At 73.3% G+C, this 23723-nt stretch carries 20 protein-coding genes; 10 read left to right on the top strand and 10 right to left on the bottom strand.

The features are described from left to right. Nucleotides 1–35: 35 nt before the first annotated feature. From BMX74_RS14585 to BMX74_RS14570, 4 genes are all read right to left on the bottom strand, one after another. On the bottom strand, nt 36–953 hold the full coding sequence (locus tag BMX74_RS14585; RefSeq protein WP_055503653.1) for a carbohydrate ABC transporter permease: 918 nt from the start codon (nt 951–953) through the stop codon (nt 36–38). Then, nucleotides 953–1876: a carbohydrate ABC transporter permease gene (locus tag BMX74_RS14580; RefSeq protein ID WP_055503654.1), complete on the bottom strand. Its 924-nt coding sequence runs from the start codon at nt 1874–1876 to the stop codon at nt 953–955. The genes BMX74_RS14585 and BMX74_RS14580 overlap by 1 nt, the downstream gene beginning before the upstream one ends. Continuing rightward, nucleotides 1873–3285, bottom strand: a complete 1413-nt coding sequence (ngcE, locus tag BMX74_RS14575; RefSeq protein WP_055503655.1) for an N-acetylglucosamine/diacetylchitobiose ABC transporter substrate-binding protein — start codon at nt 3283–3285, stop codon at nt 1873–1875. The genes BMX74_RS14580 and ngcE overlap by 4 nt, the downstream gene beginning before the upstream one ends. 84 nt (nt 3286–3369) lie before the next feature. Beyond that, nucleotides 3370–4239, bottom strand: a complete 870-nt coding sequence (locus tag BMX74_RS14570; protein WP_082534927.1) for a MurR/RpiR family transcriptional regulator — start codon at nt 4237–4239, stop codon at nt 3370–3372. Between the two features lie 79 nt (nt 4240–4318). Here BMX74_RS14570 and BMX74_RS14565 point away from each other — a divergent pair, with 79 nt between their 5' ends. The 3 genes from BMX74_RS14565 to BMX74_RS14555 all read left to right on the top strand — a co-directional run bounded on the left by BMX74_RS14565 (nt 4319) and on the right by BMX74_RS14555 (nt 6964). Then, nucleotides 4319–5308 (top strand): N-acetylglucosamine kinase, encoded by a 990-nt coding sequence (locus tag BMX74_RS14565; RefSeq protein WP_063792027.1) that lies wholly within the window; start codon nt 4319–4321, stop codon nt 5306–5308. A gap of 153 nt (nt 5309–5461) precedes the next feature. Then, the gene (locus BMX74_RS14560) at nt 5462–6331 is read left to right on the top strand and encodes a LysR family transcriptional regulator (RefSeq protein ID WP_091100842.1); all 870 of its coding nucleotides are present in this window, start codon (nt 5462–5464) and stop codon (nt 6329–6331) included. Nucleotides 6332–6346: 15 nt separating this feature from the next. Next, the gene (locus tag BMX74_RS14555; protein WP_055503658.1) at nt 6347–6964 is read left to right on the top strand and encodes a MerR family transcriptional regulator; all 618 of its coding nucleotides are present in this window, start codon (nt 6347–6349) and stop codon (nt 6962–6964) included. A 71-nt stretch (nt 6965–7035) separates the two neighbouring features. Here the strand turns inward: BMX74_RS14555 and BMX74_RS14550 are convergent, their stop codons facing one another. After that, nucleotides 7036–7938, bottom strand: coding sequence for a hypothetical protein (locus BMX74_RS14550; RefSeq protein WP_091100840.1), 903 nt, complete (start codon nt 7936–7938; stop codon nt 7036–7038). Nucleotides 7939–8115: 177 nt separating this feature from the next. Here BMX74_RS14550 and BMX74_RS14545 point away from each other — a divergent pair, with 177 nt between their 5' ends. Then, nucleotides 8116–8985: an alpha/beta fold hydrolase gene (locus BMX74_RS14545; protein ID WP_055503660.1), complete on the top strand. Its 870-nt coding sequence runs from the start codon at nt 8116–8118 to the stop codon at nt 8983–8985. A 27-nt stretch (nt 8986–9012) separates the two neighbouring features. Here BMX74_RS14545 and BMX74_RS14540 read toward each other — a convergent pair whose 3' ends face one another. After that, nucleotides 9013–9687 (bottom strand): ThuA domain-containing protein, encoded by a 675-nt coding sequence (locus BMX74_RS14540; RefSeq protein ID WP_055503661.1) that lies wholly within the window; start codon nt 9685–9687, stop codon nt 9013–9015. A gap of 82 nt (nt 9688–9769) precedes the next feature. Here BMX74_RS14540 and BMX74_RS14535 point away from each other — a divergent pair, with 82 nt between their 5' ends. Next, on the top strand, nt 9770–10627 hold the full coding sequence (locus tag BMX74_RS14535; RefSeq protein ID WP_218153958.1) for an RNA polymerase sigma-70 factor: 858 nt from the start codon (nt 9770–9772) through the stop codon (nt 10625–10627). A gap of 53 nt (nt 10628–10680) precedes the next feature. Beyond that, complete coding sequence (locus BMX74_RS14530) at nt 10681–11442, top strand: SDR family oxidoreductase (RefSeq protein WP_063792028.1); 762 nt, start codon at nt 10681–10683, stop codon at nt 11440–11442. Here the strand turns inward: BMX74_RS14530 and BMX74_RS14525 are convergent. Next, the gene (locus BMX74_RS14525; RefSeq protein ID WP_176573351.1) at nt 11432–12004 is read right to left on the bottom strand and encodes a TetR/AcrR family transcriptional regulator; all 573 of its coding nucleotides are present in this window, start codon (nt 12002–12004) and stop codon (nt 11432–11434) included. The two genes, BMX74_RS14530 and BMX74_RS14525, sit on opposite strands and share 11 nt — an antisense overlap. A gap of 87 nt (nt 12005–12091) precedes the next feature. On the opposite strand from BMX74_RS14525, the gene BMX74_RS14520 reads away from it, so the two are divergent. After that, nucleotides 12092–13741 carry an NAD(P)/FAD-dependent oxidoreductase gene (locus BMX74_RS14520; RefSeq protein WP_091100835.1) on the top strand — a complete coding sequence of 550 codons (1650 nt, stop codon included), beginning with the start codon at nt 12092–12094 and terminating at the stop codon, nt 13739–13741. Continuing rightward, nucleotides 13738–15198: an ATP-binding protein gene (locus BMX74_RS14515; protein ID WP_055503666.1), complete on the top strand. Its 1461-nt coding sequence runs from the start codon at nt 13738–13740 to the stop codon at nt 15196–15198. The genes BMX74_RS14520 and BMX74_RS14515 overlap by 4 nt, the downstream gene beginning before the upstream one ends. Here BMX74_RS14515 and BMX74_RS14510 read toward each other — a convergent pair. Next, complete coding sequence (locus BMX74_RS14510) at nt 15170–16453, bottom strand: alpha/beta fold hydrolase (protein ID WP_256256953.1); 1284 nt, start codon at nt 16451–16453, stop codon at nt 15170–15172. The two genes, BMX74_RS14515 and BMX74_RS14510, sit on opposite strands and share 29 nt — an antisense overlap. A 161-nt stretch (nt 16454–16614) precedes the next feature. On the opposite strand from BMX74_RS14510, the gene BMX74_RS14505 reads away from it, so the two are divergent. Together BMX74_RS14505 and BMX74_RS46280 are read left to right on the top strand one after the other, a co-directional pair. Further along, nucleotides 16615–18522, top strand: coding sequence for a serine/threonine-protein kinase (locus tag BMX74_RS14505; RefSeq protein WP_177227346.1), 1908 nt, complete (start codon nt 16615–16617; stop codon nt 18520–18522). A 189-nt stretch (nt 18523–18711) separates the two neighbouring features. Next, nucleotides 18712–21168, top strand: a complete 2457-nt coding sequence (locus BMX74_RS46280) for a CHAP domain-containing protein (protein WP_091100829.1) — start codon at nt 18712–18714, stop codon at nt 21166–21168. Nucleotides 21169–21384: 216 nt separating this feature from the next. Here the strand turns inward: BMX74_RS46280 and BMX74_RS14495 are convergent, their stop codons facing one another. Then, complete coding sequence (locus BMX74_RS14495) at nt 21385–22428, bottom strand: ion channel (protein ID WP_091100826.1); 1044 nt, start codon at nt 22426–22428, stop codon at nt 21385–21387. Nucleotides 22429–22581: 153 nt separating this feature from the next. Next, nucleotides 22582–23580 (bottom strand): hypothetical protein, encoded by a 999-nt coding sequence (locus BMX74_RS14490; protein ID WP_177227345.1) that lies wholly within the window; start codon nt 23578–23580, stop codon nt 22582–22584. Nucleotides 23581–23723: the final 143 nt, after the last annotated feature.

Here is a 23723-nt window from a genome sequence, read left to right as displayed (position 1 = left end):
CATTTCTTGCTATTTCAACCTTTTTACGGTTTGGGCTATTTGAGCGCTCCCGACGTCAGGCCCGACTGGATCTGCCGCTGGAAGACCGTGTACACGACCAGCATCGGCAGGATGGCCAGGGTCAGCGCGGCGAACAGCGCCGACCAGTCCTGGTCGTACCCGGCGGCGGTGGAGATGTCGGCGATGCCCTGCGTGAGCACCCATTTGTCGCGCTCCTGCAGCAGCACCAGCGGGAGCTGGTACTGGTTCCACTGGCCGAGCACGTTGAAGATGGTGATGCTGACGATCCCCGGCCTGGCCATCGGCAGCATGATCTGGAAGAACACCCTGGTGTGCGAGGCGCCGTCCACCATGGCGGCCTCCCCCACCGCCGTGGGCAGCGTGCGGAAGAAGGCCGACAGGAAGAACACCGTGAACGGCAGCGAGTACGCGATGTAGACCAGCACCAGCCCGGCGTGCGTGTTCAGCCCGATGAACGGGCCGACCAGCGGGACGTTTCCCATGTTCTGCACCACGAAGAACAGCGGCGTCAGCGCCAGGTACACGGGGAACGCCAGTCCCGACACGAACAGCAGGTAGATCGCCCGGTTGCCGCGGAACGGATACCTGGCGAGGACGTACGCCGCCATCGAGCCGACGAGCATCGTGCCGAACGTGCCGAACGCGACAACGATGGCGCTGTTCAGCATGTACTGCCCGATGTGCGCCTGCTCCCAGGCGCGGGCGAAGTTGTCCCAGTGCGGGGTGGCGGGCAGCGACCAGGCGTCGCCGAAGATCTCGTCCTCGCTCTTGACCGACGCCAGGAACGTCCACAGGATCGGCACCACCACGAGCACCGTCCACACCAGCAGCGCGACGTGGGTGAGCACGCCGAGCGGGCCGAGCCGCCGCCTGCGCTCCCGCCGGGCGAGCCTGCGCGAGTTCGCCGCCGTCCAGGTGGTCGTCGTTGTCATCAGTACTCGATTCGTTCGCGCCGCGAGAAACGCAGCGAGAGGATCGCGAAGCCGACGGTGAAGAAGAACATGACGACGCCCAGCGCCGAGGCGTAGCCGAAGCGGAAGTACTGGAACGCGTTGCGGTAGATCTCGGCCGCCATGACCGTGGTGGACCAGTCGGGGCCGCCGTGCTGGTCCGTCATCACCCACACGATCGCGAACACGTCGAGCGCGAGGATGCCGAGGTACACCCAGGCCACCTGGACGGTGTCCCACAGCAGCGGCAGCGTGACGCGGAAGAACAGGCTGACCCGTCCCGCGCCGTCGATCTGGGCCGCCTCGAACATCTCACGCGGGATGGAGGCCAGGCCCGCCGAGAACAGCACCACGTAGAAGCCGACCGCCTGCCACACCATGACGCCGAGCACCGACCAGAACGCCACGCCGGGGTCCGACAGGAAGCCGACGGGCCCGAGGCCGAGCGCCATGAGCGGGCCGTTCAGCATGCCGCTGCCGTCGGGCCTGAACACCTGCTGGAACAGCACCGCGACGACGGCGACCGCGAGCACCTGCGGGAAGAAGAACACCACGCGGTAGACCTTCGACCCGCGCACGCCCGTGACGCCCTGGCCGCCCTGCCCGCCGCCCACGTTGAGGAGGAAGGCGAAGAACAGGGCGATGACGATGGTGACGAGCGGCAGCAGCACGAGCAGCGCCGCGTTGTGGGTGACCGCCTTCCAGAAGACGCCGTCGCCGAGCAGCCTGCCGAAGTTGTCGAGCCCGACGAACGACGGCGTCGCGGTGACGCCGCGCCAGTCCGTCATCGCGATGTAGAACGCCTGCAGGTAAGGCGAGATGACGTAGACCAGGTAGAGGGTCACCGGCGCGGCCAGGAACGCGGTGATGAACAGCCCGCGCCGGTACCTGTGGAAGGCCGTCAACGCTTGAACTTCTTGATCGAGGAGTCGTTCTTGATCTCGTCGGCCTTCTTCTGCAGGCGCTCCAGGTACTTCTCGGGCGTCAGGCCGCCGGTCATGAGCTCGCCGGTGGCGGCCACGGCCTCGTCCTTGAGCTGCGCGTACCAGCTCTGCCAGCGGTAGTAGACCGTGTTGGACCCGGCGTCGGCGAACGCCTTGCTCGCGCTCGCCGCGCCCGGCGACAGCGCGCGGCCCTCGCCCGCGCCCTTGACGACCGAGACCGTGCGCACCAGCTCGCTGAAGTCGCCCGCCGCCTTCTTCGACAGCATCGCCCGCAGGTACTCCATGCCGCCCTGCGGGTTGCCGCCCTTGGACGGGACGATGAAGTTCTCGCCGGGCTGGGTGTGCAGGGTGCCGTACGGCAGCTTGTCGGACGACCCCATGTCGGGAATGGGGAACATGCCGTACTCGAAGTCGGCCGGGGTGGTCGTCTTCTGCTCGTTCTCCAGCCACGAGCCCGACGGCAGCATCGCGACCTTGTACTTGTTCTGCGCGGTCTGCGTCTGCACGTGGTCGAGCCCCGCGGTGCCCTCCATGAGGTACTTCGCGCCGACCTCGGCCCACGCCGCGGCCGCCGTCCTCATCGGCTCGCTGGTCCAGGCGCCGTCCTCCAGGTTGTCGATGTGGACGAGCACCTCGCCGCCGCCGATCTTGGCGGCCGTGGTGAGCAGCGGCTCGTACAGGTACTGGGGGAACTTGCCGGCGTACGTGAAGGGCGCCATCGTGCCGGACTTCTTGATGGCGTCGCACAGCTTGAGGAAGGCGTCCCACGTCTTCGGCACCTCCCAGCCGTTGTCGCGGAACGCCTTCTGCGAGTACCAGACGCCGTAGATGTAGTTGACGTAGCCGAGCACGCTGAACGCGCCGTCGTAGGTGCCGATGTCGATGACGGACTGGTCGATCGTGTCCCTGACCTTGACGGCGGGGTCGTCCCAGGAGGGCGCGTCGAGCAGCGGCGTGAGGTCCTGGAGCTGGCCGTCCTGGGCGAGCGCGCCGAAGTCCATGGCGTTGGCGCCCGAGTTGTCGATCACGTCGGGCGGGTTGCCCCCGGCGAACCTCGGCTGCAGGACCTTGGTGATCTCCTTGGTCGCGTTGTGCTTGATCTCGGCCTTGGGGTACTTCTGCTTGAACAGCGGTTCGTGGATCTTGGTGGCGTACTCGGTGCCGAAGCCGCCGTCGAAGATCCAGATCTCCAGCGGCCTGGTCTCGGCGACCCCGAACGGGTTGGCCGCGCTCGTCGCGGCCGGTGCGGCCGAGGCGGACGCCGAAGGCTTCGCGGCGGGGGTGGCGCAGGCGGCCAGCGCGCCCGCGACGGGGACCAGCGCGGCGCCCCTGAGGAGTTCGCGCCGGGTGATGCGGGGGGTGTTCGGCATGGAATGGGACTCCCTTGGCTAGTCGTCAGTACAGCTAGGTCTCCTCGTCCGGCGCGCCCTGTGTGCCCTGGTCGGTCACGTCGCTCAGGCTCTCTCCACCCGGTGGCTCTCCACCGCCCTGATCGTGCGCTCGAACGCCTCGTTCGTACGCTCGTAGGTGCGCTGGGCGACCGCGACGTACACGGCGTCCAGCACGAACAGCTGCGAGTGGACGGCCGCCAGGCCGCCGAGCCTGAACGTCGTCTCCCTGCTGGCGGTGGTCAGCACCAGGTCGGCCAGCTCGGCGAGCGGCGAGCGGGCGAAGGAGGTGACGGCGACGGTGAGCGCGCCGTGGCTGCCCGCCTCGGCCAGCGCCTCCATCACCTCCCGGGTGCGGCCCCTGTGGCTGATGCCGATCGCGACGTCGCCCTCGGCCACGAGGGCCGCCTCCGACAGCGCGACGTGCGCGTCGCCCGCGCTCCAGCCGGGGATGCCGATGCGGCGCAGCCGCCCCTCCAGCATCGTGGCGACGTTCCCGCTGGTGGAGACGCCGACGAGGAGCACGCGCCGCGCCGCGACGACGGCGTCGGCCACGCGGGCGACGACGTCCAGGTCGAGCTGGGCGGCGGTGTCCTGGATGAGCCGCGCGTCGGCGGCGGCCATCACCTCGATCGCGGTGTCGAGCGGGTCGTCGGGGCCGATCTCGTGGCCGACGCCCGCGCCCCAGCCGGCCTGCGCGGCCCTGCCCGTCTCGGTGGCCAGCGCGACCCGCAGCTCGGCGTAGCCGGAGAAGCCGAAGGCCCGGCAGAACCGGGTCACGGTGGCGGGTGAGCTCCCCGCGCGCTCGGCGAGGGCGATGATCGTGGAGCGGGCGGCCTCGGCGGGATCGCCGAGGATCACCTCGCCGACCCTGCGCAACGCCTCCGGCAGACCGGGTAGTTCCGTCTCTACGCGCCCGAGAGCACCTGAAGTCACGAATATTCCTTCCGAATACCCGGCGTTCCCGCGAAAATTATTCTTGCTTCTCGGTCGCGTCAAGACCCAAAATCTGAGCGTGTCTAAAACGTTGGTGATCGGCGTCGACGCCGGAGCCACCTCCACGAGGGTCGCCGTCCACACGCTCGACGGCACCCGGGTCGGCTACGCCCGCGCCGGGGCGGGCAACCCCAGCGCGCACGGGCCGGCCAAGGCCGTCGCGGCCATCGCCACCGCCCTCGACCGGGCGCTCGACCAGGCGGGCCAGGCGCTCGGCGGGCACGACGGCGCCGCCGTCGCCGCCTCGCTCGCCGGCGTCGCCGGGCAGTCGGACGCGCTCGTGCCGGAACTCGCGAAGGTCTGGGCCGAACGCGGCATCCCGGACGGGCCGCGCGTCATCAGGGACGTGCCCATCGCGTACGCGGCGGGCTCGCCGGAGCCGTCAGGCTCGCTGCTGCTGTCCGGCACCGGCGCGGTCGCCGCCCGCATCGTCGAGCACGAGCACGTCGACGCCATCGCCGACGGGCTGGGCTGGCTGCTCGGCGACGCGGGCTCCGGCTTCTGGATCGGCCGCGCCGCCGCCCAGGCCGTGATCGAGGCACTCGACCGCGCCGCCCCCGGCACCGGCGGCGCCTACGGGCTCGGAGCGCTCGGCGAACTGGTCGTGGAGCACTTCCTCGGGCAGGAGCGGCCCCCGACGCCGCGGGCGGCGGCCGACCGGATCGTCCGGCTCGCGCAGGCCGACCACATGCGGCTGGCCGCGCTGTCGGTGCTCGTCAGCGGTGCCGCGACGGCGGGCGACCCGACGGCCGCCGCCATCGTCGAGCAGGCCGCCGCGCACCTGACCGCCACCCTGGCCCGGATCCACCTGACGGGCCCCGTCGTGCTCGCGGGCAGCGTGCTCACCAGCGAGGGCCCCGTGCGGACGGCCGTCCTGGAGCGGCTGGCCGGCAGGGACACGGCCGTCGCGGGCGACGCCGCGGGCGCCGCCGCCTGGCTCGCCGCCCGCCCCCACCTCACCGCCTCCGCCGCGAGGAGCCTGCACGCCGCCTTCACCGCGCGCGCCTGAGCCCTGCTTCCCGGAGGCGGGGGCGGTGGCTCGCCGTCCGCCTGCGGCCAGATCCTTGACGGACGGTGAACGGCGCTTCACGATCGTTGTCAGATCGCGTAACACGCAGGTGCGCTCAGCCGACAGCCCATCACCATCACCCCGAGGTGAGCGATGGATCTACGCTACGTCCGGTACGCGCTGGCGATCGCCCGTGCGGGCAGTCTGCGCAGGGCGGCCGCCGCGCTGCGCATCGCCCAGCCCACGCTGTCCGAGCAGCTCAGGGCGCTGGAGAAGGAGGTCGGCGCGGAGCTGTTCACCCGTTCGTCGACCGGGGTGCAGCTCACGGCGGAGGGCGAGGCGTTCCTGGCACAGGCGACGGCGGCGGTGGACGCGTTCGAGCGCGCCGTCGCCGCCGCACGAGAGTCGGGCGGGACGACCGCCGCGCGGCTCGGCGTCGCCGACGGCCTGGCGGACGTCGCCGCCCGGCTGCTGGCCCCGCTGAGGGACGTCCGGCTGCGCCTGGCGCCCATGGGCACGGCCGAGCAGATCGTCTCGATCGCCGACGGCGCGCTGCAGGCCGGGCTGGGTTACGCCCCGGGTTCGCTGCCGAGGGGTGTGGCCAGGATGCTGCTCCGCCGCTGCCCGGTGCGGGCGCTCCTCCCCCGCGGGCACCACCTGGCGGAGCAGGAGGCGCTGTCGCTCGCCGATCTCGCCGCGGAGCCGCTCGTGATGCCGGAGTCGGACGCGGTGGCGGGGTCGCGGCGCTTCCTCGAAGGGTTCGTCCGGCACGGGCTGCACCCGCGGCTCGGGCCGTCGGCGGCCACGCACGACCTGGCGATCGCGATGGTGCGCTCCGGCGCGGGCTACGCTCTGTCCGTGCGCGAGGAGACCACGGTGCCCGCCGACCTCGCGTTCCTCCCGATCAAGGAGGAGGTGCCGCCCCTGGAGGTGGTCTTCCTCTGGAACCGGCAGGCCGACATCGCCGACCTCGTCGGCGGGGCGCGGCAGCTCGCCAGGTCCGGGTGGTCGAACGCTGGATAGCGCTATTATCCAATAATGCGCATTTCGGAGCTGAGCGCCGAGTCCGGCGTGGCCATTCCCACGATCAAGTACTACCTGCGTGAGGGACTGCTGCACCAGGGCGAGCAGACGGCCGCCACCCGCGCCGAGTACGACGACTCCCACCTGCGCAGGCTCCGCCTCATCAGGGCGCTGCTGGAGGTCGGCAGGCTGCCGGTGGCGTCCATCAAGAAGGTCATCGCCGCGGTCGAGGACGAGGACCTGCCGATCCACGAGATGCTCGGCATCGCGCACTACGCGCTCGGCCCCGCCGTCGAGCCGGAGCCCGGCGAGGACTGGCGGCAGGCCAGGGCCGAGGTGGACCGCCTGCTCGACGGGCTCGGCTGGGACGTCAGCGCGCACGCGCCCACCCGCGACGAGCTCGCGCAGACGCTGCTCAAGATGCGCCAGCTCGGCATGACCGTGGATCTGGCCCCGTACGTGGAGGCGGCGCGCACGCTCGTGGCGGAGGTGGAGATGGACACCGTCCCGTTCCATGGCCCGCGCGACGCCGCCGTCGAGGCCCTGGTCCTCGGCACCGTCCTGTACGGCAAGGCGCTCGACGTCCTGCGGCGCATGGCCCAGGAGTCGGAGTCGGCCCGCCGCCTCGCCTGACCCGCCCCCGCCTCACGTGAGCCGCCCCCGGCCGCCTCGCCTGACCCGCCGCGGCCGCCGGGGGCGGCGCGTCACAGGGCCCCGTTGGCCCGCAGCACGCGCAGCGCCCGCACGGTGGCCGCGCCCCGCCACTCCAGCGCGCCCGCAGGGGAGATCACCGCGTAGTCCACGGTCCAGCCGCCGTCGTCCGCCTGGAGCGCGGCGAGCCTCGCCAGGTCGGCCCGCACCGCCTCCGGGTCGAGCAGGTCGCGCACCGGGCGTCCCGGGGCGGGCGCGACGTCCAGCGGGCGCAGCCGCTCGTCCTCGGTGCCGCCCTCGACGCGCAGCTCGCCGTTCCTCGGCAGGTACGCGCCCATCCGCCGCATCAGCCCCGCCGCCCTGGGCTCGGTCTCGTGGACGGCGTCGAGGAAGTGCAGCGCGAACGACAACGCGTACGCGTGGGGCGCTCCGTCGAGCGCCTCGACGGCGTCGAGGCAGTACCGGGTGGCCCGCCGCAGCCAGGGGTGCGCGGCCACGGCCGGGTCGGAGGCGGCGACGCGGTGGGCGGCCGCGGCCGACACCGCGGTGATCTGCAGGGCGGAGACCCCCGGGTCGGCCCCTCGCCACCAGGGCGCGGTGCCGTCCGCGACGGTGAGCGGCAGCGCGAACGGCAGGCCGCCGTCGGGCAGCGTCACCGACTCCAGCCAGTCGCACAGGGCGGCCGCCTGCGGCGCGGTGGCCGGGGCGATCTCCTCGAACACCTCGAACGCGTGCAGGGCCGCGCCCGGCTGGCTCTCCGGCGAGCGCAGGTCGGGCTCCAGGCCCCAGCCGTACCCGCCGTCGGGGTTGCGGTAGGCGTCCAGCGCGGCGAGCACGCCCTCGCGGGCGGCCCCGGCGTCGGCCGGGCTCGCGGTCAGCAGGTGGAAGCGGCGGCGGTCGAGCAGGCGCGCGTGGGTGGCCATGAAGCCGGCCGCCGCGGTGAGGTTCACGGTCATGACGGCATCGTGCCCGCCGCCCCCGCCCACGGTCTTGCAGGTTCCGGACGCGTCGCGGGAATCACCCCGGCGAGGCCCGCCGGGCGGACGGGTTCCGGACGGTTCGTGGGATCACCCCGGCGAGGCCCGCCGGGCGGGTTCTGGACGGGTCGCGGAGATCCCGGGTAGGGGGCCGGGATGTTCGAAGGCTTCAGCGCCGAGAGGATCGACGTCGGGGAGACCGAGCTGTTCGTCAGGCACGGCGGCTCGGGCTCCCCCGTGCTGCTCCTCCACGGCCACCCCCGTACCCACGCCACCTGGCACCGGGTGGCTCCCCTGCTCGCCTCCTCCCACACCGTGATCTGTCCCGACCTGCGCGGCTACGGCCGCTCGGGCAAGCCGCCCACGACGCCCGACCACGCGCCGTACTCCAAGCGGGCCATGGCGCGCGACCTGGTGGCGCTCGCGCGGGCGCTCGGCCACGAGCGGTTCGCCGTCGCCGGGCACGACCGGGGCGCGTACGTCGCCCACCGCCTGGCGGCCGACCACCCGGACGCCGTGACGCGCCTGGCCGTGCTCGACGCCGTGCCCATCGGGGAGGCGCTCGCCCGCTGCGACGCGGGCTTCGCCGCGCGCTGGTGGCACTGGTTCTTCCTGGGGCAGACGGACAAGCCGGCCGAGCGGGTGATCAGCGCCGACCCGGACGCCTGGTACCGGGCGGGCCCCGAGGTGATGGGCCAGGAGGCGTACGAGGACTACCGCAGGGCGATCCACGACCCTCTGACCGTCCACGCGATGTGCGAGGACTACCGGGCCGGGCTGGGCGTGGACCGCGCCGCCGACGACGCCGACCGGGCGGCCGGGCGGCGGCCGGCGTGCCCCACCCTGTGCCTGTGGTCGGCGAAGGACGACCTGGAGGACCTGTACGGCGACCCGCTGGAGGTGTGGCGCGGCTGGGCGGCGGACGTGCGCGGCGGCCCGCTGGACTGCGGGCACCACATGGCCGAGGAGGCTCCCGGGGAGCTGGCGGAGGCGCTCCTCGGCTTCCTCGGCGACGACCGGCGGTGACCCACGAGCGACCCGCGCCTGCCCGCGTCAGTCGTTCACCGTGACGGGGCGTCTCAGCAGCCAGAGCGCCGCCCGCTGGAGCAGCGTCCTGTGCACCTCGTTGTCGTACGAGCGGGTGTCGTGCCCCAGCGCGTCGTAGAGCACGCGGCCCCTGCGCACCGGCCGGGCCCACACGAGCGGCTGGCCGCCCGCGGAGGCGAGGGGCCGCACGTCGGGCAGCACGTCCAGGTCGCTGTAGACCTCGTCCACGACGTCGAAGTCGCGCAGCCCCTCCACGACCGGGTGCGAGCCGTGCACGCGCACGCCGGTCCAGCCGAGCGGCGGGTGGTGCGACCTGGGCCAGGTCCAGCAGCCGCCGAGCACGCGCGGCCAGCCCTGCCAGTCGTCGAAGCAGATGGCCGCGGCGTGCATGCACAGCAGGCCGCCGCCGCGGTCGAGGTGGTCGAGCAGGGTGGTGCGGGCCTGCGCGGGCAGGGTGAAGCTCCACCGGTCGCGCAGGCCGGCGAAGCGTTCCTGCGGCATCCGCCAGCGCAGCGCGTTGACGGTGATGAGCTGGACCTCGGACGGCTCGCTCAGCGCGCCCTCGATGTCCTCGGTGATCTCCGAGTCGACGCCGACCCCCGCGAGGACCTCGGCGAGCGCCGCCGAGGTGGCGTCGAAGTCGTGGAAGGGCCCTCCTGACAGGATGAGATTTCGCGCCATCACCCAAGCTCATCACGGCGCCCGCGGGTTTTCCAGGCCGGCGCTCCCGCCCCCGGCGCGCCCCGCGCGTGACGGGGGCGGCATGATGCGTGACGTGGACTTCGAGGAGTACAGGCCCGTGCTGCTGGGGCTGGCGTACCGGCTGCTCGGGAGCATGTGGGACGCCGAGGACGTCGTGCAGGAGGCGTGGCTGCGCTGGGAGGGCGCCGACCGGTCGGACGTCAGGGACCCGAAGGCGTTCCTCATGACGGTCGTCTCGCGGCTGGCGCTCGACCAGCTCCGCTCGGCGAGGGTGAAGCGGGAGGCGTACACGGGGCCGTGGCTGCCCGAGCCGGTCGCCACGGCGCAGGCGGGCCCGCTCGACACGGCGGAGCTGCGCGACACCGTCTCGTACGCGACGCTGCACATGATGGAGCGGCTGTCGCCGCCGGAACGGGCGGTGTTCGTGCTGCGGGAGGCGTTCGAGCTGCCGTACGACCGGATCGCGGAGATCGTCGGCTCGTCGGTGGCGAACGCCAGGCAGCTGCACCACCGGGCGTCGGTGCGGATGGCGCAGGGCCGCGACAGGTTCAGGCCGTCGAGCGAGGACCACGCGAGGCTGCTGCTGCGGTTCATGGAGGCGGCGGGCGGCGGCGACCTGGCGGCCCTGGCCGAGCTGTTCCACGAGGACGTCGTCGCCTGGAACGACGGCGGCGGCCGGGTCAGGGCGGCGCTGCGGCCGATCCTGGGGCGGCGCAAGGTGGTGGCGTTCATCGGCGGCCTGCTGACCCGCTACCCGTACGGCGGGATGCGGCTCGTCGAGGTCAACGGCCATCCGGCGATCCTGGCGCGGATCGGCTCCGCCGACCAGCTCATCACGGTGGAGGTGCGCGACGGGGCGATCGGCGCGCTGTTCGGCGTGCTCAACCCGGACAAGCTCACGCGGGTGCCCGCGGGCTGACACGCCAGGTGTTCTCGGCCGCGGGGCGGCCGCCCGACCCTATAGTCGCCCCTATGGATCTCGGTATCTCGGGCAGGGTGGCGCTGGTCACGGGGGGCAGCTCGGGCATCGGTCTGGCCGCCGCGAGGAGCCTGGCGCAAGAGGGCTGCGACGTGTGCGTGTGCGCCCGCAGCCCGGAACGGCTCGCCGACGCGGTGGTGGAGCTGCAGGGGTACGGCCAGGTCGTGCACGCCGTGCTGGCGGACCTGGAGGACCCGGCGGCGGCGCGGCGCGTGGTGGAGGAGACCGGCGACGTGATCGGGCCGGTCGACATCCTGGTGGCCAACGCGGGCGGCCCGCCCGCGGGCCGCTTCGACGAGGTGGGCCTCGACGACTGGGACGTGGCGGTGCAGCGCAACCTGCTCGGCACGGTGCGTCTGATCCGTGAGGTGCTGCCGGGGATGCGCTCGCGCGGGTGGGGCCGGATCGTCACGATCACCAGCAGGTCGGCGCGCGAGGCGCTCGACGGCCTGGCGCTGTCCAACGCGACCCGCTCGGCCGTCGCGGGGATCGTCCGCACGGTGGCCAGGGAGGCGGCGGCCGACGGCGTGCTCGTGAACAACGTCATGCCGGGCCCGATCGACACCGAGCGGCTGCGCGAGCTGGCGGGCGGCGAGGAGGGCCTGGCGGAGCGGGCCGCGACGGTGCCGCTGGGGCGGGTAGGGCGGCCCGAGGAGGTGGGCGACGTGGTGGCGTTCCTGGCCAGCGAGCGGGCCTCGTTCGTGAACGGCGTGTCGATGCTGGTGGACGGCGGCGCGTGCCGCGTCATCGCCTGAGCAGGGTGGCCACGAGGGTTTCCGCCCACTCCCCGGTCTCGCCCGGCAGGTCCACGAAGGACGACATGGAGGCGCGGTGGAAGCAGGCCCCGAGCAGCATCGAGGCGGCCGCGACGGCGTCGAGGCCGGCGTCGATGCGGCCGGCCCGCTGCTCGTCCCGCAGCAGCTCGGCCAGGGCGAGCACCGGCAGGTGCGGGCCTGAGCGGCGCTCGGCGAGCATCGCCCTGAACCCGGCCATCAGCGACGGGTCGGCCATCATGCCGGAGGCGACGGGCGCGACGCTGGTGTAGAAGTCGACGGCGGTGACGGCGAAGGCGGTGAGGTCCGCGGCGACGTCGCCCTGCCCGGCGCGGTCGCGCAGCAGGGCCAGCGCGGGGGCGAGCGCGGGCATCCGTTCGAGCAGCACGGCGAGGAACAGCGTCTCCTTGCTGGAGAAGTGCTTGTAGAGCAGCGCCTCCGAGCAGCCGGCCCGCTGGGCGATGCGCTTGGTCGTCGCCCCCGCGATGCCGTGCTCGTGGATCGACTGCTCGGCGGCGTCGATGATCCGTTCGCGTGTGCCCATGGCGGCCATGGTATGAGTGAGCGCTTACTAACCTGGGCGAACATGACATGCTGCAAGGTAGGACCAACTGGGCGAGAGGCATGAGGAATGGACAAGCCGGTCATTGTGACGGTCGACGACGACCCGGGCGTGTCGCGGGCGGTGGCCCGCGATCTGAGGCGTCGGTACGGCCAGCAGTACCGGGTCGTCCGCGCCGAGACGGCCCGCGACGGCATCGAGGCGGTCAAGGAGATGCGGCTGCGCGGCGACGAGGTCGCGGCGATCCTCGCCGACTACCGCATGCCGCAGATGAACGGGGTGCAGTTCCTGGAGGCCGCCATGGACCTGTACCCGTACGCGCGCAGGGTGCTGCTGACCGCGTACGCCGACACCGACGCCGCCATCCAGGCGATCAACGTGGTGGACCTCGACCACTACCTGCTCAAGCCGTGGGACCCGCCGGAGGAGAAGTTCTACCCGGTGATCGACGGCCAGCTCGACGCCTGGCAGCGCACCGACAAGGTCGAGCGGGCCGAGCTGCGCGTCGTGGGCGACCGCTGGTCGGCGCCGTCGTACCAGGTGCGCGACTTCCTGTCGCGCAACCACGTCCCGTACCGGTGGATGCTGGCCGAGGACCCCGAGGGCGCGCAGCTCGTCAAGGCCGCCGGCGACGGCTGCCACCTGCCGCTCGTCGTCACCGCCGACGGCGAGACGCTGGAGTCGCCCGACCAGGCCACGCTGGCCGCGGCGGTCGGGCTGTCCACGACCCCTGCCACCGACTTCTACGACCTGATCGTGATCGGCGGCGGCCCCGCCGGGCTGGGCGCGGCCGTGTACGGCGCGTCGGAGGGCCTGAACACCGTGCTGGTCGAGGCGCACGCCTCGGGCGGCCAGGCGGGCCAGAGCTCCAGGATCGAGAACTACCTCGGCTTCCCCGACGGCGTCTCCGGGCAGCAGCTCGCCGAGCGGGCGCGCAGGCAGGCGCTGAAGTTCGGGGCCGAGCTGCTGACCGCGCGCGAGGTCACCCGCCTGGAGCCGCGCGGCCAGGCCCGCGTGATCGGCTTCAGCGACGGCGCCGAGATCGCCGCGCACGCCGTCATCCTGGCGACCGGCGTCAGCTACCGCCGCCTGACCGCGCCCGGCCTGGACGACTTCGTCGGCCGCGGCGTCTTCTACGGCGCCGCGCTCACCGAGGCCCCCGCCTGCCAGGACAGCGAGGTCTACGTCGTGGGCGCGGCCAACTCGGCCGGGCAGGCCGCCGTCTACCTGTCGGGATTCGCGAGCAAGGTCCATCTGTTGGTGAGAGGTGACGGTTTGGAGAAGTCCATGTCGCACTACCTCATCGAGCAGATCGCCGCGATCCCCTCCATCGAGGTGCACGTCCAGACGGAGGTCGTGGGCGGCGCCGGCGACGGCCACCTGGAGAGCCTGACGCTCTCCACCAAGGGCGAGGAGCGCGCGGTGGACGCGCAGTGGCTGTTCGTGTTCATCGGCGCGGAGCCGTTCACGGGCTGGCTGGGCGACACGGTCGAGCGGGACGCCAAGGGGTTCGTGCTGACCGGGCCCGACCTGGTGCAGGGCGGGCGGCGGCCGCGCAACTGGCCCCTGCGCCGCGAGCCGTACTTCCTGGAGACGAACCTCCCGGGCGTGTTCGCGGCGGGCGACGTGCGCGCCGAGTCGATCAAGAGGGTGGCCTCCGCCGTCGGGGAGGGCGCGATGGCCGTCGCGCTCGTGCACCGCTACCTGGAGAAGCAATGACCACCGACACCGGACCGGGCACCACCATCGACATCGACGAGCTGCGCAAACTGTTCCTGTTCGAGCGGCTCACCGACGCGCAGCTCGCCAAGCTCGCCGCGAGCGGCGAGGTCAGGACGTACGGGCAGGACGAGGACATCGTCCGCCAGGGCGACCCGGCCGACTGCTTCGCCGTGCTCATCGAGGGCGAGGTGCAGATGATCAGCGAGACGGTGAGCGCCGGGACCGTCGCCATGCCCCGCACCTCGCAGCCCGGCGTGTACGGCGGCGCCACCAGCGCCTACCTCGGCGACCGCGCCCCCGAGACCTACCAGCACACGCTGCGCGCCACCGCGCCGTCCCGCATGTTCATGCTGCCGGCCAGGAAGTTCGCCTACATCGTGGCCGAATGGTTCCCGATGGCCATGCACCTGCTCGACGGCCTGCTGTCGGGCGGCAGGATGCAGCGGGAGATCATCGACAGGCGCCAGCGCCTGGCCGCGCTCGGCACGATCACGGCCGGGCTCACCCACGAGCTCAACAACCCCGCCGCGGCCGCCGTACGGGCCGTGGACGAGCTGCGCTCCCTGATCAGGCGCTCGCGCGTGCAGCTCGCCCAGCTCGCCGAGGACGGCATCCCGCCGGACAAGCTGCGCGCCCTCATCGAGGCGCAGGAGGCCTGCACGTCCAACCTGGGCAGGAAGGAGCAGCGCTCGCCGCTGGAGATCTCCGACGCCGAGGACGAGCTGGGCGAGGCGCTGGAGGAGGTCGGCGTGGACGACGCCTGGGAGCTGGCCCCCGCCCTCGTCGGCGCCGGGTTCTCCACCGGCGACCTGGAGAAGATCCGCGGCAAGGTGGGCGAGGAGCACACGCCCGCCGCCCTGCACTGGCTGGCCGAGGCCGTCGAGATCTCACAGATGCTCAGCGAGGTGACCGAGGCGACCGAGCGGATCACCACGCTCATCCGCTCGGCCAAGCAGTACTCCCAGATGGACCGCGCGCCGTTCCAGATGTCGGACGTGCACGAGCTCCTCGACAGCACCGTCACCATCTTCCGCGGCAAGATCCCGCCGGGCGTCAGCATCGTCACCGACTACGACCGGACGCTGCCGCCCATCCCCTGCTACGCCGGCGAGCTCAACCAGGTGTGGACGAACCTCGTCCACAACGCCCTGGACGCCATGGGCGAGGAGGGCACGCTGACCATCCGCACCGCCCACGACGAGGACGAGGCCATCGTCGAGATCGGCGACACCGGCCCCGGCGTGCCCGACGCCATCAAGGAACGCATCTTCGAGCCGTTCTTCACCACGAAGAGCGTGGGCAAGGGCACCGGGCTCGGGCTGGACATCTCGTACCGGATCGTGGCCGGACGGCACGGCGGCGAGATCAAGGTGCGGTCGGTGCCCGGCGACACCTGGTTCGAGGTGCGGCTGCCGCTGCGCGAGGCTACAGCGGCTCCGACGCCAGGCGCATGAGCCTCGGGATCACCCGGTCGGGGGCGACCCGGTACCCGTCGTGCTCGAACTCGTTCGTCACCCACAGGCGCACCCCGCCGACCCGCTCGGCGGTCTCCAGCGACAGCCCGAGGTCCACGTACATGTCGTCGTGGTAGGCGACGGCGGCGACCGGCACCCGGTTCGCCGCCAGCCGCCCGGCGTCGTAGAGCGGCGGCCAGTCGTCCGCGGCGGCGAGCAGCTCCGCGGCGCCCTTGAACGGGCGCAGCGCCCGGATGTCGTCGAACATCCACGGGTAGATCATCTCTCCGGTGAACATGTCGGGCGCGTCGAACGCGGCCGGACGGGTCCGCTGCGCCGCCCACGCCGTCGGGCCGCCCTGCGCGTAGATCGCCTCGTGCAGGACGGCGTAGAGCGGCGAGCCGACGAAACCGGTCTCCGCCATGACCGTGTACAGGAACTCGTCGGTGAGCCTGCCGCCCGCCCACGCCTCCTCGACCAGCCAGTGCAGGCTCTCCATCCCGTCGCCCCTGCCCAGCCGCAGGCCCAGCGACTTGAACCGCTCGACCGTGAGCCGGTCGCCGTCGGGCAGCGTCACCTCGTGCCCGGCCAGGTGCTCCTGAATGCGCCGCACCTTGTCGCGGTCGGCCGGGTAGCGGCGGTAGTAGCGGGCCACCTTCGCGGCCACCCGCTCGTACGTGCGGCGGTAGACCTCGTCGGCGGTCGCCTCCAGCCCGGGCGTGCCGCCGGTGACGTAGCACGCCCTGAGCGCCTCCGGCGCGAGCGACAAATACGTGTAGGTGACGAACCCGCCGAAGCTCTGCCCCCACGTCTCCCACTGCCCGACCCCCAGCGACCGCCGGACGACCTCGCAGTCGCGCACGATGGAGTCGGCCCTGAAGTGCCGCAGGTAGGCGGCGAGCTCCGCGTCGGAACCCTCGGCCGTCTGCGCGGTCACCGGGGTGCTGCGCCCGGTGCCGCGCTGGTCGAGCAGCAGCACGCGATGGGTCTTCAGCACGTGCGCCCAGTGGGCGGGGCCGGTCAGGCGCGGCGACTTGCCGCCGGGGCCGCCCTGGAGGAAGAGCATCCACGGCAGGTCCTCGGCCTTCCTGGCGGGGTCGCGGATCTCCCTGGCGAACACGGTGATGGCGCGCCCGGCGGGGTCGGCGTGGTCGAGCGGGACCTCGAAGGCGTGGTCCACGACGGTGAGCCCCGGCATGGTGACGGCCTGAGGGGCGGCCTCGGCGGGAACCTGGGTGATGGCGGTGTCAGTCACGCCCAGCACCCTACGACCGCGCGCCCCTGCCCCAGCGCCCGAGGCGTCCGGCGGGGCGGGGCCGGACGGCCACTCGCCGTGGTTCGTCCGAATCACGGTGGTCGTGACAACCCGAACCCCGGGTGAGACCGTCGAACACGGAGACGGCTGCGACTGGGGGGTTGGACTTGGTCCCGGGTTACCGCGAAGTTCGCCAGCTCGGCGCGGGCCGCACCGGCCGCGTCTTCCTCGCCACCTACCAGGCCACCGGCGCGTACGTCGCCATCAAGTACCTGAGCGCGACCCTGCGCAGGGACGCCGAGTTCATGGACCGCTTCAGGACCGCCACCCACACCCTCGTCGAGATCGACGACCCGCGCGTCGTCAGGTGCTACGAGTACGTCGAGACGCGCTCCAGGGCCGCCGTCGTCATGGAACTCGTCGACGGCGTGCCGCTGCGCGCCCTCCTCGACGAGCACGGCCGCACCAGCCCCGAGGCGGCGCTCGCGCTGCTCAAGGACGCCCTGCTCGCCCTCGCCGCGGCCCACGGCAAGGGGGTCGCGCACCGCGACGTGACCCCGGGCAACCTCCTCGTCCAGGCCGACGGCGCCGCCAAGCTGGCCGACTTCGGCGTGGCCGTCCACCCCGAGGAGCCGGGGGCGCCCGCGGGCAGCCCCCCGTACATGGCGCCCGAGCTGTGGACGCGGGGGCTCGCCGGCCCGCCCGCCGACCTCTACGCGGCGGCGTGCGTGCTGTTCGAGTCCGTGCGGGGACGGCCGCCGTACCGGGCGGACGACCTGCCCGCGCTGCGTGACGGGCACCTGGCCGAACCGGTGCCGCTGGAGGTGGTCCCCGACGCGCTGCGCGACCTGCTGCGCCGCGGCCTGGCCAAGGACCCCGCCTCCCGGTACGCCTCCGCCGAGGAGTTCGCCGCCGAACTGGAGGAGGACGCCGCCGCCGGCTACGGCGAGGACTGGGAGAAACGCGGGCGCAGGCACCTCGCCGAGCAGGCCACCGCGCTCGCCCTGCGCTTCCCCCTGGCCGCCACCGGCCAGGACGGGCCCGGCGCGGGCAGGCGCGCGGCCAGGACCCGCGAGCGCGTGCTGGCCCTGCCCCGGCTGCCGCCCCACCTGTGGATCGCCGCGGCGACCGTCGTCGCGGCGGCCGTCGCGCTCGTCGCGTCGGGCGGCCGGCTGCCGCCCGGTCCGGGCACGATCCTGCTGCCGCAGCCAGAACCGTCCTCCCAGCGCGAACCGGGAACGGGCGACGAGGCCGGGGCCCGCCCGCCCGGCAGCCGGGACACCGCCTCCGCACGCCCGCCCGGCAGGCAGGACCCGGATCCGGCACGCCCACCCGGCACGCGGGACACGGCTCCCGCACGCCCGCCCGGGGCGTGGGACACGGCCCCTGCACGCCCGCCCGGCACTCAGGACACCGCGCCATCGCGGCCGGACGCCACCGAGGCGCCGACCCGGCGGCCCGGCGCGTCCCCCTCCGCGACCGGGCCCGCGCACCCCTCCCCCACCTCGCCCGTCCCGGGCACACCGCGGCCCTCCTCGACGCCGCCCGGAAGCGGCGGCGCCGTGCCGCCCCCGGCCGTGCGCTCGGCGGGCATCCTGCGGTGGAGCGGATCGGCGGGGACCGTGCGCGTCGTGGCCGACGGGCCGGGGCCGGTGCGGGTACGGGTGGCGTACACGCGGAGGGAGGGCGACGCCCCTGCCACGACGGTGCGGCGCGAGGAACTCACGCTGCACGGCGACACCGCGTACACGGCCGACGTCCGGTACGAGCCTGGCGACGTGCCGTGCGGGACGGTGGCGTACGCGGGGATCGTCGTCATGACCGAACCCGCCGCCGCCAACGGCCCCCAGGTGAGCGAGGCGCCGCTGACCACCCCCACCTGCCCCCCGCCCACGACCGCCGCCCCCGCCACGTCCCCGCAAGCGGCTCCGGCTTCGCCCCAGGCCACCCCGGCCGAGACCCCGTCCGCCTCAAGCGGCCCTGACGCCGGGACATCGTGGTGGGGGCAGCAGGATGCCGGCACATGGCGTAGGCACCCAAACCACCTAAACGTAGGTTTTTTCGGCTAAATCAGGCTTTCCCGCACGCCGCCTGACCTGCGGAGACATCTCGCCATCTGCCTTGACCATTCCTTGACGGAGGCTTGGCCTGCACTTTTGGCAAGGTAGCCTCGCTCATCACGGAAGACTACAGGCCACCGGTTTCATCACAGCTGTGCTGAAACCGGTCTTGCCCGGAAGGGTTCCCCCGCACCACCCATGACGCCAGAGCTTCAGAAGTACATCGACCTGCTGGAGAGCCAGCTCGGATACACCGAGAAGACCGGCGCGTACACCAAGTTCGGCGACTGGTACGGCAAGAACGTCGAGTTCGACGCCGACTACAGCGGCGCCCCCTGGTGCGACATGTACCTCTCCTGGGCGGCCCACAAGCTGGGGTACGAGGAGTGGATCGGGCAGTTCGCCTGGACCGTGGCGCACGCCAAGTGGTTCAAGGCGCAGGGCGCGTGGGGCCACACGCCCAAGCCCGGCGCCCTGGTCTTCTTCGACTGGAGCGGCTCCCGCGACATCGACAAGATCGACCACGTCGGCATCGTGACCCGGGTCGAAGGCGACACCATCTACACGATCGAGGGCAACATCGACGGCGGTGTCGCCAAGCGCAAGGAGCGCGACACCGGCAAGGTCGTCGGCTACGGCTACCCGGAACGGATCAAGGCCCGCCTCGACCGGGAGGCGGCGCAGAAGCGGGCCGACGAGCAGGCGGCCGTGCAAGCCAAGGCCGGCACCGGACACCCCGGCCGCGGCGACTCCCTCAGCTCCCTCATCCCGCACGTGGAGACCGGCCGGCCCGCGCTCTCCCCGCTGGCCCCCGGCCTCCCCCGCGCGGGCTCCCCGTCGACGGCCACGGGCACGCACGCCTCCCCCGGCTCCTCAGGAACCCAGGCGTCCGGGCCGGGGACGTCGGCGGGTCAGCCGGGCGGGACGGCCCGCCAGGGCGACGGCCACACCTGGTCGGGCCCCGGGACCGACCCGACCACATCCGGGAAGACATCAGGCACGGCATCGAGCACGACATCAGGAACGGCATCAGGAACAACCCCCGGCGGAACCTCCGGGGCGACACCCGGCGGGACCTCCGGGACGGCACCCGGAACCACCTCCGACGCGACGTCCGGAACCGGAACCGGAACCGGTTCGGAGGCGGCGTCCGGAGCGGGCACGGCCGCCAGGAAGGGCAAGCACGCCAAGCCGTCCACCGCCGACACCACGGCGGGCACCGCCGAGCCCCTGCTCTCCGACGCCTCCGCCTCCAGCCCGCTCCCTGCCGCCGGGTCCCCGACGCTGATCGGCTCCGCCCTGGTCGCCGCCGTCGCGGTGCTCGCCCTGACCAAGTCGAGGCAGCGCCGCCTCCGTACGGCCATGGCCGGTGTCGCAGCCGCGCCTGCCCCCAGCCGCCCGTCCACCACGGGCCGCCCCTCCACGCACCGCCGCCGCCGTCGCCCGGCCGTCACGGACCAGCCGCAACCCACCACCCGTCGCCTGGCCGTCGCGGACCAGCCGCAGCTCACCACCGGTCGCCGGACCCTCACGGACCAGCCGCAGCTCACCACCGGTCGCCGGACCCTCACGGACCAGCCGCAGCTCACCGCCGGTCGCCGGACCCTCACGGACCAGCCGCAGCTCGGCACCCGTCGCCCCGCCCTCGGGGACCAGCCGCAGCTCACCGCCCGAAACCCGCAGCTCACCGCCCTGCCCCACGGGAGCGCCGCCGATGCGGACGTGCTCCTTCACACCGCGCCTGGAGCCTCCCCCGCCCTGGCGGCCCCTCTCACCCTCGACGCGGCCGTCACCGGTGGAGCGGCTCCCACCCTCCTGCCGGCCGACGCCGCCGGGACGGACAGGCGTGCCGTCCGCGCCCTCGACCTCAGCCCTGCCGGGACGCACGGCACTCCCGCCACCCCCGGCTCACCAGGTCACCCAGAGGCAGGGGCCGGTTCCCCGGGCCGGGAAGGACTAGAGCCGTTCTCGCGCCCGGAGGGGCTGGAGCCCGTCGGGGGTCCAGCGGCGCTGGAGTCCTTCCCAGGTCCGGACGGGCTGGCGCACGTCGCGGATCCGGCGGGACTGGAGTACTTCCCCGGTTCGGACGGGCTGGGGCGCGTCGCGGATTCGCGGGGGCTGGAGCCGTTCCCCGAGCTTGCTCCGGCGCCCGGGTCGGCGCGGCCGCGGCGGACGCTCGCCACACGCCCGTTCGACCCGGCAGTGGAGCCGTACCTGCGGCCCGGCAGCCCCGGATCGTCCCATCCGTCCCACCTGGTCCCGGCCTCTGCGGTGGAGGTGAGCGGGACGTCCGACGTCGCCGGGCCCACGGCGGTGGAGGTGAGCGGGACGTCCGACGTCACCGGGCCCACGGCGGTCGAGGTGACCGGGCCGTTCGGGGCGATCGTCATTCCCGAGGCGGAGAGCCCGTTCGACGCCTTCGCGCCCGTCCCGCGCCCCTACCGGGGGCGGCGGCGCAGGCACGAGCAGCCCGCGGACGGTCGCGCGGGAGCGCTCACGCCCGATCCGCGCCCGCGCGGGCGGCGTCACCGTTCCTCCGGGTCGCACGGTCCGGAGACGTTCCGGCAGGACGCCCCGCTGCGCGGCCGCAGGCACCGCGCGCCTGACGCCGCAGGGCGGCCGTTCGCCACCTCCACCGGACACCACCGCGCCTGACTCCCGCCACCACCCCGCCCGATCTCCGGGACCGCGACGCCGCTCACGGCCGCCGCCACCCCGCCCCATCTCCCCGCCCCGGCATCGCTCACGCCTGCCACCGGCCCGCCCCGGTCTCCCCGGCCCCGACGCCGCTGACGCCCGCCCCCCGCCCCGGTCTCCCGGGCCGCGGCGCGAACGACGCCCGTCGGTGGCCTGGCGAGTTCCCGGGTGGGCTCAGGGGCCGGGGCGGAGGGCGCCGCCGATCTCCTCGGGTGTGAGGCGGCGGTCGCCGACGTAGTACAGCACCGCCCCCGCGGGAAGCTCGCTCTCCCACGCCGGGTTCACGAGCAGCGCGTCGCCCGACCGGGCGGCGAGGAGGGTCGCGCCGAAGCGGCGCCCCAGCGTGGCGTGGCAGTGGCCGGCCTCCACCGGGCCCAAGGCGTCCGGCAGCCGCACCGAGTACGTCTCCGCGCCCCCGTGGGTCATCAGCTCCGTGTACACCTCGGTCAGCCCGGGATCCTTCAGCTCCTCGGTGATGAGGTGCGTCCCGTGCCACTGGACGCAGCGCAGCGAGTCGCGGACGTACCGCAGGTGCCTGGCCCTTCCGAGGTCGCGCAGCGCGACGACGAGGTGGGCGCCCCGCGCCACGTGGTCGGCGGTGAGCGCGACGGCGAGGGCCTCGTTGTCGTCGCGCGCGTCCACGAGCACGCTGGACGCCCGGTGCACCCCGGCCCTGCGCTGCACGGCCTCGTCGGTGAGGTCGCCGCGCACGAACGCGAGCACCTGCTCGCCGTACGCGGGCATGGGGTGGGTGGCGACGTCGTCCCAGGCGCACAGGACGATCCGGCTGGTGCCGTCGGCGAGTAGTTCCTCCACCATCTGCTCGGTACGTCCAGGGGTGTAGCCGAGAAGCACGATGTGGCCGGAAGAGTCCACGGTGACGGCACCTCGCATCCTTCGTCCTCTGGCGCGCTCCATGGCGCCGGCGAGCCTGGTGAACACCGTGGTGAGTGTGGCGATGCCGCCGACGATGACGTACGCGCCGACGGCGTGCCCGGCCGCCGACTCCGGGTACAGGTCGCCGTAGCCGACGGTGGCGGCGGTGACGACGAAGTACCACCAGTAGTTGGCGGGCTGGACGACGGCGCTGCCGCCGGGTTCGGCGAGCGCCATCAGCGGCCAGCTCGTGGCGAACACCAGGGTGAAGACGATCACGGGCGTCCACCAGGTGCCGAGGGCCGCGATGCGGGCGAGCAGGCGGGCTAAGAAGATCGGCACGCTGCCTCCTGCGGTCACCGCCGATGCCCGACACGATAACCAGACAAACCCCATAAATACACCCCACCGCCTGGCGTCCCACAAGGGGCCGGTCAACGTCAGGCGGGCGTCAGGTCCCCGGTCCTGTGGGCAGGGGGATCGTGAGGACCTTCGTCACGGCGGGCCGATGTCCGCGCCGGACAGCGGCCCGGGGTCCGGGAGCGGCGCCGCGGGCGACGGGGGAAGCACCAGACCGGGGGCGTTCGCGGGTAGATCGGCGGGCGGATGCGACCAGTCCGCTACGGCGTCGAACCGAACAGTGCCGCCGCAGAACTTCGCCCCGCCGAAACCGACCACGCCCGCGGAGAACTCCGCCTTGCCGAAACCGACCGTCCCCCCGGAGAAGCGCGCCCTGTCGAACCCGACCATGCCGCCGCAGAACCGCGCGCTGTAGAAGTAGACGCCTCCGCCGGAGAACTCGGCTCCCCCGAACAACACCGAGCCGCCGGAGAACTCCGCCTGATCGAACCGGATCAGGCCGCCGAGGAACTTCGCGCCGCTGAACCGTACGACGCCGGAGGGGAGGACCGCACCGGCGAAGTTGACGGTGTGATCGATGGTGACGCCCGTGAAGTCCAGGTCGGCGCCGTGCCACGGGATGGAGGCATCGGCCTTGAGATGGGCGGCGATCAGACGCCAGATGGTCAAACGGACCTCGCGCATGCCCCGCCAGGAGGTGTGGGCGGCCGGATCGGCGACGGCATCGGGTTCAGGGGCCGACGGCATCCGCAGACAGGCGCACAGCACGTCGACGCACATCTGCCGGCCTCCCTCCCAATCGTCGGCAAGCGCGGCCAACGCGTGTACGGAGGCCAGGCGGACCGCGGGCGAGTCGTCGCCGAGCCTGCCGGCGGCGGTGGCGAAGCGCTCGTTGAACAGCTTGGCCTGCTCACGGCTTTCCCCTGCCTCACTGATCCGTTGCTTGCGATAGGCCACGACCAGGGCGACCACACCGCCGACGCCGGCCACCACCGCCAGGGCGATCTTGACGATCTCCAGCACCTCGGTCGTGGTGGGCCGGACGGATGCCAGGTTCACCGCGCCGAGCTGGGACAGCGCCAGAGCGATCAGGCCCACCGCCGCCGACGCCGCCAGGACGAGGGCGACGGCCAAGGCCAGACTGACGGGCATCAACCGCACCGGGCGCCCGGCCCGCCGACGACGCCAGCGAGTTGTACGGCGAGCACGAGAGGCGCTGGGAAGTGACGGCAGTCGCATACGGTCCAGGATGCTCCTCCTGCTCGCCCTGAGAGAGG

Origin of the sequence: Nonomuraea pusilla (genome assembly GCF_900109355.1) — a bacterium.
Lineage (GTDB): Bacteria > Actinomycetota > Actinomycetes > Streptosporangiales > Streptosporangiaceae > Nonomuraea > Nonomuraea pusilla.
This window is presented reverse-complemented; position numbering and strand designations above follow the sequence as displayed.

What these genes read in the sequence shown, in the direction of transcription:
- BMX74_RS14585 (WP_055503653.1), bottom strand. Translation starts at nt 953, where the DNA reads ATGACAACGACGACCACCTGGACGGCGGCGAACTCGCGCAGGCTCGCC.
- ngcE (WP_055503655.1), bottom strand. Translation starts at nt 3,285, where the DNA reads ATGCCGAACACCCCCCGCATCACCCGGCGCGAACTCCTCAGGGGCGCC.
- BMX74_RS14560 (WP_091100842.1), top strand. Translation starts at nt 5,462, where the DNA reads ATGGATCTACGCTACGTCCGGTACGCGCTGGCGATCGCCCGTGCGGGC.
- BMX74_RS14555 (WP_055503658.1), top strand. Translation starts at nt 6,347, where the DNA reads ATGCGCATTTCGGAGCTGAGCGCCGAGTCCGGCGTGGCCATTCCCACG.
- BMX74_RS14550 (WP_091100840.1), bottom strand. Translation starts at nt 7,938, where the DNA reads ATGACCGTGAACCTCACCGCGGCGGCCGGCTTCATGGCCACCCACGCG.
- BMX74_RS14545 (WP_055503660.1), top strand. Translation starts at nt 8,116, where the DNA reads ATGTTCGAAGGCTTCAGCGCCGAGAGGATCGACGTCGGGGAGACCGAG.
- BMX74_RS14540 (WP_055503661.1), bottom strand. Translation starts at nt 9,687, where the DNA reads ATGGCGCGAAATCTCATCCTGTCAGGAGGGCCCTTCCACGACTTCGAC.
- BMX74_RS14535 (WP_218153958.1), top strand. Translation starts at nt 9,770, where the DNA reads ATGATGCGTGACGTGGACTTCGAGGAGTACAGGCCCGTGCTGCTGGGG.
- BMX74_RS14530 (WP_063792028.1), top strand. Translation starts at nt 10,681, where the DNA reads ATGGATCTCGGTATCTCGGGCAGGGTGGCGCTGGTCACGGGGGGCAGC.
- BMX74_RS14525 (WP_176573351.1), bottom strand. Translation starts at nt 12,004, where the DNA reads ATGGGCACACGCGAACGGATCATCGACGCCGCCGAGCAGTCGATCCAC.
- BMX74_RS14520 (WP_091100835.1), top strand. Translation starts at nt 12,092, where the DNA reads ATGGACAAGCCGGTCATTGTGACGGTCGACGACGACCCGGGCGTGTCG.
- BMX74_RS14515 (WP_055503666.1), top strand. Translation starts at nt 13,738, where the DNA reads ATGACCACCGACACCGGACCGGGCACCACCATCGACATCGACGAGCTG.
- BMX74_RS46280 (WP_091100829.1), top strand. Translation starts at nt 18,712, where the DNA reads ATGACGCCAGAGCTTCAGAAGTACATCGACCTGCTGGAGAGCCAGCTC.